Annotated in this window: 14 protein-coding genes; 4 read left to right on the top strand and 10 right to left on the bottom strand. The window is 38.7% G+C overall.

Annotated features, from left to right (window positions below; genetic code table 11):
* The 8 genes from DS745_RS11460 to DS745_RS11425 form a co-directional block, all read right to left on the bottom strand.
* A complete protein-coding gene (locus tag DS745_RS11460) occupies positions 1-1,125 on the bottom strand; it encodes a GAF domain-containing sensor histidine kinase (RefSeq protein ID WP_129078376.1) in 1,125 nt (374 codons plus the stop codon).
* A gap of 125 nt (positions 1,126-1,250) precedes the next feature.
* On the bottom strand, positions 1,251-1,901 hold the full coding sequence (locus DS745_RS11455) for a CoA transferase subunit B (RefSeq protein ID WP_129078375.1): 651 nt from the start codon (positions 1,899-1,901) through the stop codon (positions 1,251-1,253).
* A gap of 14 nt (positions 1,902-1,915) precedes the next feature.
* Positions 1,916-2,605: a CoA transferase subunit A gene (locus DS745_RS11450; protein ID WP_129078374.1), complete on the bottom strand. Its 690-nt coding sequence runs from the start codon at positions 2,603-2,605 to the stop codon at positions 1,916-1,918.
* 60 nt (positions 2,606-2,665) lie between these two features.
* A complete protein-coding gene (locus DS745_RS11445; RefSeq protein WP_129078373.1) occupies positions 2,666-3,982 on the bottom strand; it encodes a TRAP transporter large permease in 1,317 nt (438 codons plus the stop codon).
* Positions 3,979-4,497 carry a TRAP transporter small permease subunit gene (locus DS745_RS11440; RefSeq protein WP_129078372.1) on the bottom strand — a complete coding sequence of 173 codons (519 nt, stop codon included), beginning with the start codon at positions 4,495-4,497 and terminating at the stop codon, positions 3,979-3,981. The genes DS745_RS11445 and DS745_RS11440 overlap by 4 nt, the downstream gene beginning before the upstream one ends.
* A 234-nt stretch (positions 4,498-4,731) precedes the next feature.
* Entirely contained in the window at positions 4,732-5,826 is a 1,095-nt protein-coding gene (gene dctP, locus DS745_RS11435) for a TRAP transporter substrate-binding protein DctP (RefSeq protein WP_129078371.1), read from the bottom strand.
* 51 nt (positions 5,827-5,877) lie between these two features.
* Positions 5,878-6,657 carry a 3-hydroxybutyrate dehydrogenase gene (locus DS745_RS11430; RefSeq protein ID WP_241657796.1) on the bottom strand — a complete coding sequence of 260 codons (780 nt, stop codon included), beginning with the start codon at positions 6,655-6,657 and terminating at the stop codon, positions 5,878-5,880.
* Positions 6,658-6,985: 328 nt separating this feature from the next.
* On the bottom strand, positions 6,986-8,710 hold the full coding sequence (locus DS745_RS11425) for a sigma 54-interacting transcriptional regulator (protein ID WP_129078369.1): 1,725 nt from the start codon (positions 8,708-8,710) through the stop codon (positions 6,986-6,988).
* A gap of 153 nt (positions 8,711-8,863) precedes the next feature.
* On the opposite strand from DS745_RS11425, the gene DS745_RS11420 reads away from it, so the two are divergent.
* The 4 genes from DS745_RS11420 to DS745_RS11405 all read left to right on the top strand — a co-directional run bounded on the left by DS745_RS11420 (position 8,864) and on the right by DS745_RS11405 (position 14,094).
* The gene (locus DS745_RS11420) at positions 8,864-9,832 is read left to right on the top strand and encodes a bile acid:sodium symporter family protein (protein ID WP_161568240.1); all 969 of its coding nucleotides are present in this window, start codon (positions 8,864-8,866) and stop codon (positions 9,830-9,832) included.
* A 12-nt stretch (positions 9,833-9,844) separates the two neighbouring features.
* Positions 9,845-11,233 (top strand): sigma-54 interaction domain-containing protein, encoded by a 1,389-nt coding sequence (locus tag DS745_RS11415; protein ID WP_129078367.1) that lies wholly within the window; start codon positions 9,845-9,847, stop codon positions 11,231-11,233.
* A gap of 201 nt (positions 11,234-11,434) precedes the next feature.
* The gene (locus tag DS745_RS11410) at positions 11,435-12,637 is read left to right on the top strand and encodes an iron-containing alcohol dehydrogenase (protein ID WP_277750918.1); all 1,203 of its coding nucleotides are present in this window, start codon (positions 11,435-11,437) and stop codon (positions 12,635-12,637) included.
* Positions 12,634-14,094, top strand: coding sequence for a CoA-acylating methylmalonate-semialdehyde dehydrogenase (locus DS745_RS11405; protein WP_129078366.1), 1,461 nt, complete (start codon positions 12,634-12,636; stop codon positions 14,092-14,094). Before DS745_RS11410 ends, DS745_RS11405 begins: the two co-directional genes overlap by 4 nt.
* A 62-nt stretch (positions 14,095-14,156) precedes the next feature.
* Here DS745_RS11405 and DS745_RS11400 read toward each other — a convergent pair whose 3' ends face one another.
* Positions 14,157-16,364 carry a sensor histidine kinase gene (locus DS745_RS11400; RefSeq protein ID WP_129078365.1) on the bottom strand — a complete coding sequence of 736 codons (2,208 nt, stop codon included), beginning with the start codon at positions 16,362-16,364 and terminating at the stop codon, positions 14,157-14,159.
* On the bottom strand, positions 16,342-17,034 hold the full coding sequence (locus DS745_RS11395; protein WP_129078364.1) for a response regulator transcription factor: 693 nt from the start codon (positions 17,032-17,034) through the stop codon (positions 16,342-16,344). Before DS745_RS11395 ends, DS745_RS11400 begins: the two co-directional genes overlap by 23 nt.
* Positions 17,035-17,104: the final 70 nt, after the last annotated feature.

Below are 17,104 nucleotides of genomic sequence, written 5' to 3'. Positions count from 1 at the left end.
TCACTCCTTTATCGGAATTTCTATTCGAACAGTTGAACCTTTCCCTACTTCACTTTCTAAGTGAAATGTACCACCTTGCATTTCAGCTCGTTCTTTCATATTCAACAATCCAAGAGATGGTAGAGCCACACCTGGCTCATAATGAAAGCCACACCCTTTATCTTTAATTTTCATAACAACTTGGTCATCTTTCACTTTCAAAGCGATAAAGGAGTCTTTCGTATTTGCATGCTTCCTACAATTATTAAGAGCTTCTTGTCCTATTCTCCAAAGAGTTTCTTCTATTTTAGCAGGTATATCTACATTTCCTTCAACTTCAATTGTGACATTTAAACCTAATACATTACTGTAATTTTTGAGTGCACTCACAATTCCATTTTCCAAGCCTTGAGGTCGTAATTGCCAAATAAGAGCTTTCATTTCATGTAAAGCTTCTTGGGATAATTCCTGTATGTAAGATAGCATTTCTTTTACTTCTTGATCTTTAGACATTTCTCTAGTTCCCCTAGCTGTTAGGATAATAGAAAAGAGAAGTTGGTTTACGGAATCATGCAGATCTCTTGCAAGACGATTTCGTTCTGTAATTAACGCCATGCTTTGTTCGTTCTCGGCTAATTTTATTCGCTTAATCGCAGCTCCAATTTGAAAAGCAACTGACTCTAGTAAAGCTAATTCTTCATCTGTAAAGTGCGTTTTATTGGTTGCAGCTACATTCAGTAAGCCAAATCTTTCATTTCCTACTTTTAACGGGACGGTAGCGTGATGAGTAATCCCATTGGTTTCTCCACAATTGTTTTCAATGGCCTCCTCTATCCTTTGGCACTCAATCATATTCACCGCACCTTCTAAACGCCCGTCCAAATACTTATTTAGACACCAACAGACCCCCTCACACATTGGTCTCTTCGTATCTCTTGCTAGGGCGGGAGGTAGATTTTTATCTGTTGCTAGCTCATATTGACCGTCCTTATCTACTAAAAAAATCCACCCTGTATCCATAGAGATTAGCGGAAGCAACTCACTCATGACCTCTTCAAGCATTGTTTTCATATCGTTGGCTTCATTAAGTTTTTCAGCAATCGTTTTTAATGTTTGAAGCTGTTTAATTTGTTCATTTGTAGGCATAATAATTTTCCCCTCGATAAAAATAAAATCCTTACCGTACAATTTAAAACTGTACAGTAAGGATTCACTTCATTAGCCAATTTATCCTGCTTATTGGCTATCTATAATTTAATTAAAAACTAGAATTATATTTTCTGAAGTTCTTCAGCAATCAGTAATTCTGGTTCTGTACAAGCCTGGATTTCTTCGACTGTAAAACCTTCAGCGACTTCGATTAGCTTTAGACCCTCAGGGGTTACGTCAAGGACAGCTCGATCTGTTATGATACGATTGACCACTTGTTTTCCTGTTAATGGCAGTGTACATTTGTTAAGGATTTTGGATTCACCGTGTTTATTCACATGGTCCATAATAACAACAATTCGTTTCGCACCATGAACCAAATCCATCGCTCCGCCCATTCCCTTTACGAGCTTCCCAGGGATCATCCAGTTTGCTAGATCACCATTCTTAGAAACTTCCATTGCTCCTAAAATCGCTAAATCAATGTGACCTCCACGGATCATTGCAAACGATTCCGCACTATCAAAATAAGAGGCTCCTTTGATTTCTGTTACCGTTTCTTTGCCTGCATTAATCAAATCTGGGTCTACCTTCTCGGCCGTTGGATAAGGCCCTATTCCCAATAAGCCATTTTCTGATTGTAAGATTACAGTTTTATTATCAGAGATATAGTTCGCAACTAATGTTGGCATACCAATTCCTAAATTCACATAAAAGCCGTCTTGAATTTCTTTTTCAGCTCTTTGAGCGATTTGTTCTCTTGTTAATTTCACGTTCCATCCCTCCCTTATGCTTGAACTGTTCGACGTTCAATTCTCTTTTCAAAACTGCCTTTTAAGACTCTTTGAACATAGATACTCGGTGTATGAATTTGGTCAGGAGGTAAGTCACCAACGTTATAAACCTCTTCTACTTCCGCAATGGTTATTTTACCGGCAGCTGCAATCATCGGATTAAAGTTACGTGCCGTTTTATGATAGATAATATTTCCATAATGATCTCCCTGCCAACCCTTAATTAAGCTAAAATCAGCAACTAACGACTCTTCAAGAATATATTCTTTACCATTAAAAGTACGAACTTCCTTTCCTTCTGCAACCGGCGTTCCAACCCCAGCCGCTGTAAAAAATGCTGGAATTCCAGCTCCACCAGCCCTAATTCTTTCTGCCAAAGTTCCTTGAGGAGTGAGCTCTACTTCGACCTCTCCAGCGAGATATTGTCTTTCAAACTCTTTATTTTCACCCACATAGGAGGCGATTATCTTCTTGATTTGACGTTTGTTTAACAAAATTCCTAAGCCCCAATCATCAACACCACAATTGTTCGAGATGATGGTTAAGTCCCTCACATTTTTTTCTGCCAAGGCTAAAATTAAATTTTCAGGAATTCCGCACAAACCGAATCCACCAACCATAACGACCGCACCATCATGGACATCAGCTACAGCCTCTTCGTATGATGTAAACAGCTTATTCATGATTTCATCCCCTTTCAAAATCATAGTCTAGTAAACTCAAAGATAAACTCGTAAAACCCACTACATTAGACTAGGTAACCAAGTGATTAAACCTGGGAAAATTGATAATAAAATAATGATGACAAACTGAATTAAGATAAATGGAATAACTCCCTTATAAATATGACTAGTTTTTACTTCTGGTGGGGCAATTCCCTTTAGGTAGAAGATTGCATAAGCAAATGGTGGTGTTAAAAAGCCTGTCTGCATGACAACAATTACCATCATTGCAAACCAAAGCGGATCATAGCCTAAAGCCATTGCAATCGGAGTAAATAGTGGAACTGCGATCATTATCGTTCCAATCCAGTCGATAAACATTCCCATTAAGAATACGATCAGAAACATAACAATTAATATTCCCCAATCAGGAAACGGTAGACCTGTCACAAAGTCTGTCACAACACGTCCTCCACCAACCCTGATAAAGATCGTTGTAAAGAAGCCAGCAGCAATCAGTACTAGGAAAATCATTGAGCTAATTTTCATCGTACTATAAACAGCTTCCTTTAAGTTTTTCAATGTTAAATTACGATACGCAGCTGCTAAGATCAAGGCTGCGAAAGCACCAATTCCAGCTGCTTCCGTTGGAGCTGCAATTCCTAAGAAGATTGCTCCAAGTACCGATAAAATTAAGAAGGAAACAGGAAGTACTGATGTTGTAAATAAATAGATCTTACGACCAGTTGAAACCTCTTTAACGGCCTCTTTTGGTAAAGCTGGGCCTAGTTCAGGATTAATATAACAACGAATGACCACGTAAATAACATAAGCAGCTGCTAATAAAAGTCCAGGAATGATTGCAGCCATAAATAATTGCCCAACAGAAATACCAGCCGTCGGTCCATATACTAGAATTAATACACTTGGCGGTATCAAAACTCCTAATGTCCCACCAGCACAGATTGAACCTGTAGCCATCGGGATATCGTATTTATATTTCATCATCGCAGGTAATGCTAATAATCCCATTGTTACGACTGATGCACCAATAACCCCTGTTGCTGCTGCAAAAATCGTACATGTGATGATAGTAGCTATTAACAATCCACCTCGTAGGCGTCCCATTAGAATATGCATAGCGTCATAAAGGCGCATTGCAAGACCAGACTTTTCAATAATTGCACCCATGAAGATAAACAGTGGGATCGCAATTAAGACGTAATCAGATAAGGTACTATACATTTTCAACATGAAAAAGTTAATGACATTAGGGCCGACAAAAATCAAACCGAAGAGGGTTGCAACGCCCCCTAAAACAAAAGCAATCGGATAGCCCAAAACGATTAGAGCGATCAAAGTTGCCAACATTAAAAATGTAATCAGTTCAGGACTCATGGACGTTCACCACCTTTAATTAACCAGATCAAATCTCTTGAAAATTCAACTATACCCTGTATAAATAACAAAATTAATCCAGTAAGAATCCATAGTTTATATGGCCAAATAATCGGGAACCAGCTTCCAAACGAACTTTTTTCATTCATATTAATGGAAAATTGTACGTGTGGAATCATTGTTGCAATGATTAAATACCACAACGGGAAAAACAATAACAACGCAAAACCCACATCGCAGGCAGCTTTAACCCTTGGTGAAAAATTCCCATAAAAGATATCAATATTCACATGTCCCTTTATACTCATCGTATAGGCCATTCCAAACATCAGGAAAAGACTTGATAAAAAATAACTAAGGTCATAACTCCAAACCGTAGGGTTATTAAATAGATAACGTGAGGCTACTTCATAAGTCATCGTAAAAATTAAGACAAGAATTAACCAAGCCGTAGTCTTCGCAACAAACTCATGAAATTTATCAACGTAGCTGAACACTCGCAACAAAGGCTTCAATAGATAACCCTCCTTTAATAAAAGTAAGGTGAAAGGCCCTGAGACTCCCAAAAGATGGTGGAGAATGAAGAGTTCACTTTCCTAGACCTCTCAGTCTCCATCAGCATTGAAGGTGTCTCCGGGCTTTCCCAGATAACAGTGATTTTTATAAGTTGCTAGTTTAATGAATTTCACAATTTAGTCAGATATGGCATCATTAAGGTAATTATGAAATTCATTCAGATTATGAAATAATTATTTAGTTGCACCACGAACTGGTACCATGATATCTTCGTATTCAATAAAGTCTGCTCGGTAATTTTTCATAGACTCCCAAATTTCAGCAAACACGCCGCCTTCTTCTTTAGATCTTTGATCAAGAAGGGCCCAAGTATCTGCTTGTAGCTTTAACTGAACAGACTCATCAACGACCACTCGCTCAATTCCTTTTTCACCAAAGAAGTCTAGAGCTTTCATACTTTGGTCAAAGTCATGCGTCCAGCTCCATAATGTTGTAGCTTTTGCTGCAACTTCTGCTAGTTTTTGAAGGTCAGCAGGTAACGCATTCCAAGCATCTTTATTTATTCCAATGTAGAATAATGTACTAGGTTGGTGCATCCCAGGACCTGTGAAGTAGCTAGTAACTTCATAGAAGCCTAAGCCTTTATCGTTGTAAGGAGAACTAAACTCTGCTGCATCGATAACTCCACGCTCAAGTGAAGGATAAATTTCTGCACCTGGAACTGATGTTACGTTAACATTGTTGTCACGTAGGATTTCAGCCCACCAACCTACACCACGGTACTTTAATCCTGCCCAGTCATTTAACGTTGGAAGAGGTTTATTCGACCAAGCCAATGTTTCTGGATGTTGAATTCCTAAAGGAATAATTTTTACATTATAGCCGGCTTCATCATACATTTTTTGCCAAAGCTCAAGTCCGCCACCTTCGTAAATCCACGTCATGTACATAAACGGTTCCATCGTCATTGGTACAGATGAGAAGAACGGTGAACCAGCCATTTTTCCAATCCAATATCCACTAAATGTATGATACGCTTCAACTGTTCCTGCTGTTGTCGCATCTAACACTTCTGCAGCTCCTACTAATGAACCCGCTGGATGAACATCAATCTCAAAACGGCCATTACTAATTTCCTTAACCATCTCTGCCCATTGAACTGGCATATCTTGAATCATAATTGAGTCAGGCCAAGAAGTTGCAAGCTGCCACTTTACTTTCTGTTGCGGAGCCCCTTCAGAGTTCGTTGTTGTGTTTGTCGCTGAACAACCCGTGATCAACGCTAATGCTAATCCTACTGTTGCTGCTAATTTAAAAGCCTTTTTCATTGTTATTTCTCCCCTTTTTAATAAAATTTAAATTTATGAAGACCACAACGTTTACTGTGTGGTATAACCACCATCCATAACGACCGCTTGCCCTGTCACCCCACCTCCTTTATCAGACGCTAAAAAGAGCGCATAATCTGATATTTCATTAGGCTTTAGTAACCGTTTCTGTGGTACTAATGGGTAAATAACTTCTTCGAGGACTTTCTCAATCGGAACATTTCTGGTCTTTGCTAAGTCGGCAAGCTGATTTTTTACTAATGGTGTATCAACATAACCTGGGCAGAGCGCATTGACTGTAATTCCATGTTCTGCTCCTTCTAATGCAGCGACCTTTGTGAGCCCAATGACACCATGCTTTGCACTGTTATAAGCGGCTTTTCCAGCAAAGCCAACAAGACCATTGATTGAGGCCATGTTAATAATTCGGCCAAAGCCTTGTGCTTTCATAATTGGAAATGCATATTTCATCGCTATAAATGGACCAGTCAACATGACTTTTATAAGTAACTCAAAACGGTCCGTCGGAAACTCTTCTAGAGGAGACACATATTGAAGACCTGCATTATTGATGACGATATCTAACCTTCCATACTTTTGAGTCGTAAAATCAATGGCTTTTTTGATATCATCCTCGTAGCAGACATTGCATTTATGACCAGTTGCCTCAAAGCCTTTTTCAATCAAACTCTCTACTTCAGTTTGAATTAGCTCTTCATGTAAATCGGTAATCACGACCTTTGCTCCACTTTTTGCAAAGGATTGGGCAATTTCTAATCCAATCCCACTTGCAGCTCCGGTAATGAATACGACTTTATCTCTTACATCCACCCTATGTACCCCCTTCACTGTGCTGTTCATCTTTATATTTGCAATAACCATGCCAACTTTTTAAAATTTTCAAATAAATTATAAGTATTTAGAAAATTTAAATAAAAAGACAGTCTGCTGTAGGGGTGAAAGGCACTATTTTTTTGTATAAAAAAATAGCATTGTGGGAATTACTAGTTTAATAGAGTGCTTTTATTTTTTCGTTGTCGCATATATGCGACATACAAACATTGTTTTGTTCACAAATTAGTCAAAAATCCGTTAGTTAAAGTAATCGCTTTCATATTGTCGCAAAAACGAAACATGTATCATTTTTGCGACATTGTATTTATTCGTATTCCATTAACTTATATTTTTCAAGCTTGCGATATAGGCTTGCGCGATGAATCCCTAACAGTTCTGCCGCTTTAACTCGGTGCCCCTCAGATGCTTTAATGGCTCGTTTAATAGCGGTTATTTCAGCTTGTTCAATTTCTTTTTCTAGTGAGAAGCCGCGGGAGACCTGTAACTCTTCCGTTAAATGTTGTAAATGAGGCGCAAGATGTTGCATTGATATATATGTACCTGCCTCTGTGAGATGAATAGCACGCTCGATGACATTTTCCATTTCGCGAACATTTCCAGGCCACTGATAACTAGTAAACAAGTCTTCCACCTGGGGATCAAAGCCCTTAACTGTCATTCCAAGTTCATCACAAAGTTTGCCTAATAAGAAATGAGCCGTATTCATAATATCCTGACCACGCTCTCGTAACGGGGGAATATGAATGTGAAAGACATTCAACCGGTAGAACAAGTCCTCACGGAATTCCCCTTTTTTCACCATTTCATCTAATGGGCGGTTCGTAGCGGCTACTACCCTGATATCAACTTGGCTTATTTCATTTCCGCCTAGGCGTTCCACTTCTTTCTCCTGTAAAACGCGAAGAAGCTTCACCTGCATATGTAGTGGCATATCTCCAATTTCATCTAGGAATAATGTTCCACCTTGAGCCTGTTCAATTTTCCCAAGCCTACCACCCTTTTTTGCACCAGTAAAAGCACCTTCCTCATAGCCAAACAACTCCGACTCAAGGATATTTGCTGGGATGGCTCCGCAATTAATCCGAACGAGTGGTCCTTCGGAACGATTACTTGCTTCATGAATGGCGTGAACGAAAAGTTCTTTCCCCGTTCCACTCTCTCCTCTGATCAGCACTGTCGAGCGGCTATTAGCAACTTTTTTCGCTAACCGTTTTGCCTCAACCATCTTCTCGTTATTACCAACAATCTGATCAAATGAATATTTTGCTCCTCTAATACGCTTTAACTCTTTTTTGTAATAGTTATATTTTTTTTCAACGATGTTTAATCGCTCGGTTAATGTCTTTAAATCTTCAACATTGGTAAACATGACTTTCCCAATCGCTCCGACGATTTCTCCGTTTTTTCGAATTGGATGACGCATGACAATAATATTTCTGCCATTCAGTGTCATAAATTCCCCATAATGTGACTGCCCCGTTTTTACGACAATATGCATTTGTGTATTAGGTAAGACTTCTGTGACATGCTTGCCAATCACCTCATCCATTGTAAGCCCCAACAAAGAGCAATAGGGCTGGTTCATCATCGTAATTATCCCTTCTTTATCAACGATAACTATCCCGTCGTAGAGCAGTTCAAGTACTTCCTTGATTGGTTGCGATCCCTTTTCAGCGTGTCCTTGGATTGTGCTATTCAGTTCAGATATATCTTGGAAGATATGAATGGCACCAATAATACGACCTTCATGATTGATTGGCGCTTGATTGACTAGTAAGGTACGCGCCCCCACCTTTCGAATAATATTAGGGCAAGAAATCCCGTGCAGGAATACCATCTCTAACGGTTCGTCAACAATGTCATTGATGTGCTTTCCTATCGTTTCTTCCTCCAAGAGGTTTAATGAGGTCAGACACGATTTGTTGCAATATACGATCGAGCCTTGATTGTTTATAATCACTATGCCATTGTGAACATGCTCTAAAATCTTTTTATAATTTTGGATAATTTCATCTGTAACAGTACTCAAGTTATCAACAACCTTTCCAGAGTAAGTAAACTCTATTATTATATTATTCTATTTTTTTAGAAAACTCACCAGTAAATAGGCCTAGTGTAATTTATTTGTAATTTTCAGAAATTGTTTTACAATGAGGTTATCTCTTATATGGGGGAATTGCCGTTGACAATTTTAAAAATGTTGAACTACTTGATAACGAAATTTATGCCTTTCTGGATTGTTTCTTGTGGAATAGTGGCTTACTTGTTTCCTTCCACCTTTCTTAGTTTAGAAAGGTGGCCTGGGCCAGCATTGGCATTAATTATTTTTTTAATGGGACTTTCCCTACCTACAACTCAATTCATCGCATTTCTAAAAAAACCAAAGCTTGCCTTTCTCGGAATACTATTGAAATGGCTACTGACAGTTAGTATCGCTGTTGTGTTAGCTCTAGTATTTTTCCGCAATTCACCAGAACTAGCTACGGGAATTATTTTAGCTGGTGCCGTACCGGGTGGGACGTCAGCTAATCTTTATACATTTATGGCCAACGGAACAACAGCTTTAAGTATTACGATGTCTGCAATTGACACTGTTATAGGACCTTTTCTAACTCCATTAGTTATCAAGGCCTTTGCCGGTCAACTCATCTATATCGCCTTTTGGCCGTTATTTTTTAAAATGGTTTATATTGTGTTTCTACCAATACTAGCTGGCTTACTCATTCAATGGAAGTGGGGAAAATCGGTTTACTTAGTGAAACCTCTAGTTGCTCCTACTTCAGCGGTCGCTTTATTTATTATCGTCCTAGCCACTGTCTCATCTGCTCAACAGGCAATTTCGTTACATATGTCATTAATGCCGCTATTAGTATTCGTCGTTTTATTACAAGTGATAGGTTCGATGGCTGCAGGATATTATGTTGCTAAATTGTTCCGTTTCCAAGAAGGAGAAGCTCGGGCAATGTTGTTTCAAACAGGGATTTGCAATACAGCCTTAGCCGCACTTCTTGCGATGAACTACATTAGCCCCCTCGCAGCAATACCAGCTGTTATCGCAGTCGTAATAAATCTAACTTTAGGATCCATCATGGCGATAATATTCATGAAACATGATATAAAACAAAAATCGACTGATTTTAATGTGGCTTAGGAGGTTTAGAAAATGAACAACAACTACTCCCTTGATATCTTAAGTACGGTGTTAGACAGTGCCTATGAAGGCATTGTTGTCATTAATCATGAAGGAAAAATCATTCATTTTAACGAAGCTTATTGTCGATTTACTGGGATTAAAATTGAAGATGCACTGGGTCAGCATGTCACGAAGATTATTGAAAACACAAGATTACATCATGTTCTAAAGTCAGGAATTCCAGAGCGAGGCTCTCTTCAAATCATCAATGGACAAGAAATGGTTGTGCACCGAATTCCAATCCGAAAAAATGATCAAGTTGTTGCTGTAATCGGCATGCTGATCTTTGAAGGCGTTTCTGAGCTTTATAAAATACTAGAAAAGCATCAACAAAAAGCGAAAACGAGACTTGCAAATACTGAAACAAAACCACTGATTACTTTAGAACAAATCATTGGCAAAAGTGAAAAAATTGCTGATACAAAGCAACTAGCTAGAAAAGCAGCAAAAACACTGGCAACTGTTCTGATTACTGGAGAAAGCGGCACCGGAAAGGAACTTTTTGCTCAAAGCATTCATCTCTTAAGTCCCTTTTCCACCGGACCTTTTGTAAGTGTAAATTGCGCTGCAATCCCAGATCATTTACTAGAGTCCGAGTTATTCGGATACGCCGACGGAGCCTTTACAGGTGCGCGGAAAGGTGGCAAGCCCGGAAAGTTTGAGCTTGCCAATGAAGGAACGTTATTCTTAGACGAAATTGGGGATATGCCCTTAGCGATGCAATCAAAAATTCTGAGGGTTCTTCAGGAAAAAGAGGGAACTCGTGTCGGTGGTGTCAAGCCTTATCGAACAAATACACGAATTGTAGCTGCAACAAATAAATCACTGGAGCAGATGGTAATGGCAGGTACGTTTCGTGAAGATCTTTATTACCGCTTAAATATAATTCGATTACATATTCCGCCGCTTCGAGAGAGAAAGGAAGATATTCCTCTTTTGCTCGCTCACTATATGGAGGAAGTTTGCCAGAAATACAACATTTCTATAAAACGACTTACTAATACCGCTCTTGTAGAGTTACTATCCTATGAATGGCCAGGCAATATCCGTGAACTCGTGAATATCGTTGAGAGAATGATTAGTTTAGTAGACAAAGAGGATATTTCTGCCTCTGATGTGTCACTACTTTTTAACCAATCAACTATTTCCCAATCATTAAGCATTGAAGCATCGGATTTAGCGAAAGCGCCTTTGACCATTTTCTCTGAACGAAAAAAGGAAATGAAACTCGAAGAACGAGATTTAATTATCAACGTGCTAATTGAAACTAACGGGAACAAAGCAAAAGCCGCTAGAAAGTTGGGGATCCACCGTTCAACCTTATACGATAAATTAAAGCTACACGATATCACCATGTGATGACTAACCAACTGTGTCGGGTAAATCCGACAGATAACCTACACTTTCCGACGCATCTTGTAATAGTGTCGGCCAAAACAGACACTTATTTAAGAGGTGTCTGTTTTTATTAGACATAAGAGTCATGTTTTAGTCCCAATCAAAAATTTTGGCACAAACATTGCAATACTTATTTTTGAAACTAGTTAGGGGGGAATTGTTTTGAAAACATTCGCGACGTTACGGATGCCTGAAATCATTTTATATGGAAGAGGGTCTTTTGAAGTAGTTGGAAAGGAAGCGGCTGCTCTTGGAAAGAAAGCTTTGATTATTAGTGATCGCATCATGAATGACCTAGGCTACGTAAGACAATGTAAGCAGTACTTAGAAGAGAATGATATTAACTATGCCGTTTATTTAGACATCAACAGTGAGCCAACAGATTTTTACGTGGATGAGTCGCTACAAATGTACCTACAGACTGGCTGTGACCTAATCATCTCCCTAGGTGGGGGTAGCTGTATTGATGTAGCAAAAGCTGTGGCGGTTATCGTAACAAATGGCGGATATATAGGTGATTATATGGGTGGAAACAAATTAGCTTCGAGCAAACCTGTTCCACATATTTCAATTCCAACCACCGCAGGTACTGGATCGGAAGTATCAGATGTTACTGTCATCACGAATACGAAAAATGATGTGAAAATGATGATTAAGCAACCTGCCTTTATTCCAACTGTGGCCATTGTTGATCCAATTCTTACCGTCTCTTCCCCTAAGGCAGTGACCGCTGCTACAGGTGTTGATGCACTTAGTCACGCAATTGAAGCATATCTTTCAAAAAAAGCTCATCCAATGACAGATGTATTAGCCTTATCGGCGATGGAATTAATCGTTAAAAACATCAGAAATGCTTACAATCATGGTGAAGATTTAGATGCTCGTGAAGCTATGGCATTAGGAGCAATGCAAGCGGGGATTGCCTTTTCAAATGCTTCAGTTTGCCTAGTCCATGGAATGTCTCGTCCAATCGGAGCCTTATTCCATGTTCCACACGGAGTCTCAAATGCGATGCTGTTACCGGCTGTTTTAGAGTTTAGCCAAGAAGAGTGTGTAGAACGACTAGCAAAATTGGGTGAGATTTTCTCGAGTGAACCATCTTTATCAAACACCGAGCTTGCTTTACTTGCAGTTAAAGAAGTAAAAAAGTTATGTTTAGATTTAGAAATTCCTAATCTACATATATGGGGAATCGACGAAGAAATTTTCAACCAAGTTATTGATAAAATGGCCAGTGATGCTTTGGCGAGTGGTAGTCCTGATAATAATCCGAAGGTGCCAACGAAAGAGGAAATCATTGAACTCTATAAAATTTGTTATAACTATAGCAATGAAACTTCTAATAGAAAAGGGGAAACAGTATGACGACTAAAATAGGGAAACTACTAAAAAATTATATTAACGGTGAGTGGGTTCCATCAAGTTCTACTACGAAAGAGAATGTCTATAATCCTGCAACAGGTGAAGTGCTAGCTGAAGTCCCACTTTCTACAAAAGAAGATGTCGACCTAGCCGTTCAGGCGGCCAACCAAGCTTTTATTACATGGGGGAAAACGCCGGTTCCAAAACGCGCACGGATTTTATTCAATTACCAACAACTGATCATTAAACACGCGGAAGAATTAGCCTCATTAATTACGCAAGAAAACGGTAAAAATTTAGAAGAAGCCCGTGGGGAAGTACAGCGTGGTCTCGAATGTGTTGAGTTTGCAGCAGGTGCCCCAACGTTAATGATGGGGTCAGTTCTACCTGATATCGCTACAGACATTGAATCCGCAATGTATCGATACCCGATTGGGGTAGTTGGTGGAATTACCCCATTCAATTTCCCGATGATGGTGCCATGTTGGATGTTTCCGTTAGCAATAAGCTGTGGTAACACCTTTGTTTTAAAACCATCAGAACGTACACCACTGCTTGCCGAACGTTTGGTTGAGCTTTTCACCGAAGCAGGCCTACCTAATGGTGTCTTAAATATCGTTCATGGAGCCCATGATGTTGTTAATGGCCTTTTAGAACACAAAGATATAAAGGCAATATCGTTTGTTGGCTCACAGCCGGTTGCCGAATATATTTATAAGACGGCAGCAGCAAATGGTAAACGAGTGCAGGCATTAGCCGGCGCGAAAAACCACTCAATCGTATTAGAAGATTGCCATATGGAAAAAGCAATTCAAGGAATTATCGGGGCAGCCTTTGGTAGTGCCGGAGAACGTTGTATGGCTTGCGCAGTTGTGACGGTCGTTGATGAAATCGCTGATGAGTTTGTGGCAAAACTTGTTCAAGCAGCAAATGATATAAAAATCGGAAACGGTATTGATCCTGATGTATTTCTTGGACCAGTTATACGCCAATCTCACCTAGATCGCGTAAAGAATTACATTGAATTAGGAGAAAAAGAACAAGCAAAACTCCTCCGTGATGGCCGAATGGATGTAAAAGAAACGGAGAATGGTTATTTCCTTGGTGCAACGATTTTTGACTATGTAACGAAGGATATGCAAATTTGGAAAGACGAAATCTTCGCTCCTGTTCTAAGTATCGTTCGAGTGAAAGATTTAGAAGAAGCCATTACAATTGCCAATGAATCAGAGTTTGCGAATGGAGCGGTGCTCTATACATCCAGCGGGAAAGCTGTCCGAGAGTTTCGAGAAACCATCGAAGCAGGTATGCTCGGTGTTAACGTGAATATCCCAGCACCAATGGCCTTCTTCCCATTCTCTGGATGGAAAAAATCGTTTTATGGTGACCTCCACGCAAACGGTAAGGACGGAGTTGAATTTTTCACACGTAAGAAAATGATGACAAGTCGATGGTTTTAATCGATAAAACCCAAAGAAAAGCTAGCGGAGATATCCATAGCTTTTCTTTGTTATTGTTCTGCTTACAGGTCAATTCTCCTTAATGATACCGTCACGGTAAATAAATCTCCATCTACCTTAATCGTTAAGTTACCTTCATGTAGATCAACTATTGATTTAGCAATAGCTAATCCAAGTCCTGATCCATCAGTATTTCTCGAGGCATCGCCTCTTTTAAACCGTTCAAACATCTCATCAACATTTCCACCAAGTTCATACTGACTAATATTCTTAAAGTTAATCTCTACTTGGTCATCCTTACACTCAAGTGAGATATAAACTCTCGTGTTTTCTAATGTGTAATTCAAAATGTTTCTAATTAAATTATCGAACACACGCCATACTTTTTGTCCGTCAACATTAGCATAAACGGATTTCTCTGGCATTGAGACTCTAAATTGAAGGTTTGACTCGTTAACCGTCTCGTTATGTTCGGCTAATGCTTGTTGTAATAGTTGTACTAAATCTACTCTAGCTTTTGAAAGCTCAATATTTCCACTTGCCATCTTTGATGCTTCAAATAAGTCATCAATTAATACCTTAAGTCGTTTAGACTTTCGATCAATGATCTCTACATAAGCCTCCCTGTCTGCAGCTACTAGATCTGGCGATTTTAATAATTCAGTATAAGTTATAATCGATGTTAATGGCGTACGTAAATCATGACTTACGTTGGTAATCAGTTCTGTTTTAAGTCGCTCACTTTTTTCTTGTTCTCGTTGAGATAATTTCACTCCGTGTTTTAACATATTTATATGGTTGGCATGCTGAGCCAATGCAGATCTACCTTTAATAGGTAAGTCTTGCTCATAGTTTCCTTTTGCTAGCTCACTGGCATTAGTAAAAATTTGATTAAGATAAGCGATACGTTTTAGCACCAAGATAACAGGAATTGCAATAATTACAGAGAGGGCTAAATAAGGAATAACCAATCGATTAATAGCGGCTACAAACAGCCCCGCCCCAAACAAAAAGAAGGTTACTAGTAAAAACAGAACCTGTATCCCAAATCGCCAGCTACGGAAAACATCCATGACCAGTTGATACGAACGGTTACTAACACTCTTCTCCCAATCTCTTTTTAAGGAAGGCCAGTTTTTCATATACGGCAACAATAACATGACTTGAATTACAGTTAAGATAATTAGAGGGGTAGTAATAACTAAGCTATTAATAATACCTTTAACAATCAAATACGAGTTGCCATACATATAATAACGTCCAGTATCCATGACCGTTGCAAAGCTACTAAAAGCAGTGATGAAAAGCATAATAAACCTTAAATCCACCGGAATTTTTTGATAATGTGTTTCAAATTTTTCATATGGTATTGTTCGTAATACTTTCTTTCTTCTAATCAGAAACACGCTAGCTACTAGTGCTAAAATAGAACATACGACGTAGATAATAAATGTCTTTCTTCGTTCTTTATAATCATAGTAATTGTTTAAGAGAAAACTTGCTTCAGGTGCAGATTTTGAGATAGCTAACTGCCCTTCAAAGCTTCTTGGTTTTAACTCAATATCTGTTACGAAAAGATCATTATCAAATGTATAAATATAATGTTGCCTTGGCATTAGATATCCAATATTGGCTGATGGATATTGTCGAAAAAATACCACATCCTCATTTTTCGTTAAACCTCGTTCAGCTTCGGCAACATTTGTATAGTAGTAACCTGTTTCTGTATCCTTAAAATAATACTGAAAAGCGGCGGTATATCGGCCAAATCTTGCCCTTTGTTCATTTAACTCTTGAAAATAGTTATCCAATGTTCGTTCTTTTTCAGCCAGTATCTTCGCGCGTACATGATCATCACTTATAAAATTGTTGGTGATGTCTGCTATTTTTGTATCACGCTCATCTGTTAGTAGTGCTAAAATTTCCGTATCATTATTACCGATCGCCTGTTGAATTCGAGGTTCGTATTGCTCTCTAATACTCAGGATTTGGTCAGATAAATCACCGTATCGGTAACGATGTTCGTTGATTTCTTCTTGAGTAACTGCAATTTTCGTCTCTAACTCTTCTTTTGTTAAATGGTTAAACTCGAACATATAAAGCAAATCAATGAATTCTACCACTTCATTTTCAAACTCCCAGGATTGAAAATAGCTACTGTCTGAATACATGGAGCCAAAGTTCATTCCTACAATTAATCCATTTAGTCCAAAAGTAAACAGCACCGCAGCAAAAAGAGCAATCATTCTACTTTTCCATTTTGTATCCAATTCCCCACACCACCTTTAAATATCTTGGATTTTTAGAGTCAATTTCAATTTTCTCACGAATTTTTCGAATATGTACCGCAACTGTGTTCTCTGCATTAAATCCAGGTTCTTTCCAGACACGTTCATAGATTTCATTAATAGAGAAAACTCGCCCTGCATTTGTCATCAGTAATTCAATGATTTTAAACTCAATTGGTGTTAGTTTTACTGTTTCTCCGTGGATCTTTACTTCTTTTGCTGCTTGATTTAGCATTAGTCCATGCAAATCAATTAGCTTTTCTCCACCTTCATACGTTCCGAGCTTAACGTAGCGTCGTAGCTGTGATTTTACTCGAGCGATGAGTTCTAATGGATTAAACGGTTTCGTCATGTAATCATCTGCCCCAACCTGAAGACCTAGGATCTTATCCATATCCTCACTTTTTGCACTTAAAATGATAATGGGGATGTTCTTGTTTTCCCTAATCTTAAAAGTGGTCGCAATCCCGTCTAGGCGAGGCATCATTACATCTAATAGAATTAAATGAACGTCGTGTTCGTTTAGCTTCTCAATCGCTTCAATCCCATCCTTCGCTTTAATTACCGTAATTCCCTCATTCTTTAAATAAATTTCAATCCCATCTCTTATTTCCTTTTCATCATCAACAACGAGAACAGAATAATTATCCAATCCACACTCACTCCTTTCTTCTTTTACTATAAATAGAGTTTATCCAATAAATCTTAATAAGCAGGAAGTA

This window comes from Anaerobacillus alkaliphilus (genome assembly GCF_004116265.1).
Lineage (GTDB): Bacteria > Bacillota > Bacilli > Bacillales > Anaerobacillaceae > Anaerobacillus > Anaerobacillus alkaliphilus.
This window is presented reverse-complemented; position numbering and strand designations above follow the sequence as displayed.

Excerpts from the sequence above, each read along its gene's own strand:
- DS745_RS11460 (WP_129078376.1), bottom strand. The coding sequence starts at position 1,125 with ATGCCTACAAATGAACAAATTAAACAGCTTCAAACATTAAAAACGATT.
- DS745_RS11450 (WP_129078374.1), bottom strand. The coding sequence starts at position 2,605 with ATGAATAAGCTGTTTACATCATACGAAGAGGCTGTAGCTGATGTCCAT.
- DS745_RS11445 (WP_129078373.1), bottom strand. The coding sequence starts at position 3,982 with ATGAGTCCTGAACTGATTACATTTTTAATGTTGGCAACTTTGATCGCT.
- dctP (WP_129078371.1), bottom strand. The coding sequence starts at position 5,826 with ATGAAAAAGGCTTTTAAATTAGCAGCAACAGTAGGATTAGCATTAGCG.
- DS745_RS11415 (WP_129078367.1), top strand. The coding sequence starts at position 9,845 with ATGAACAACAACTACTCCCTTGATATCTTAAGTACGGTGTTAGACAGT.
- DS745_RS11405 (WP_129078366.1), top strand. The coding sequence starts at position 12,634 with ATGACGACTAAAATAGGGAAACTACTAAAAAATTATATTAACGGTGAG.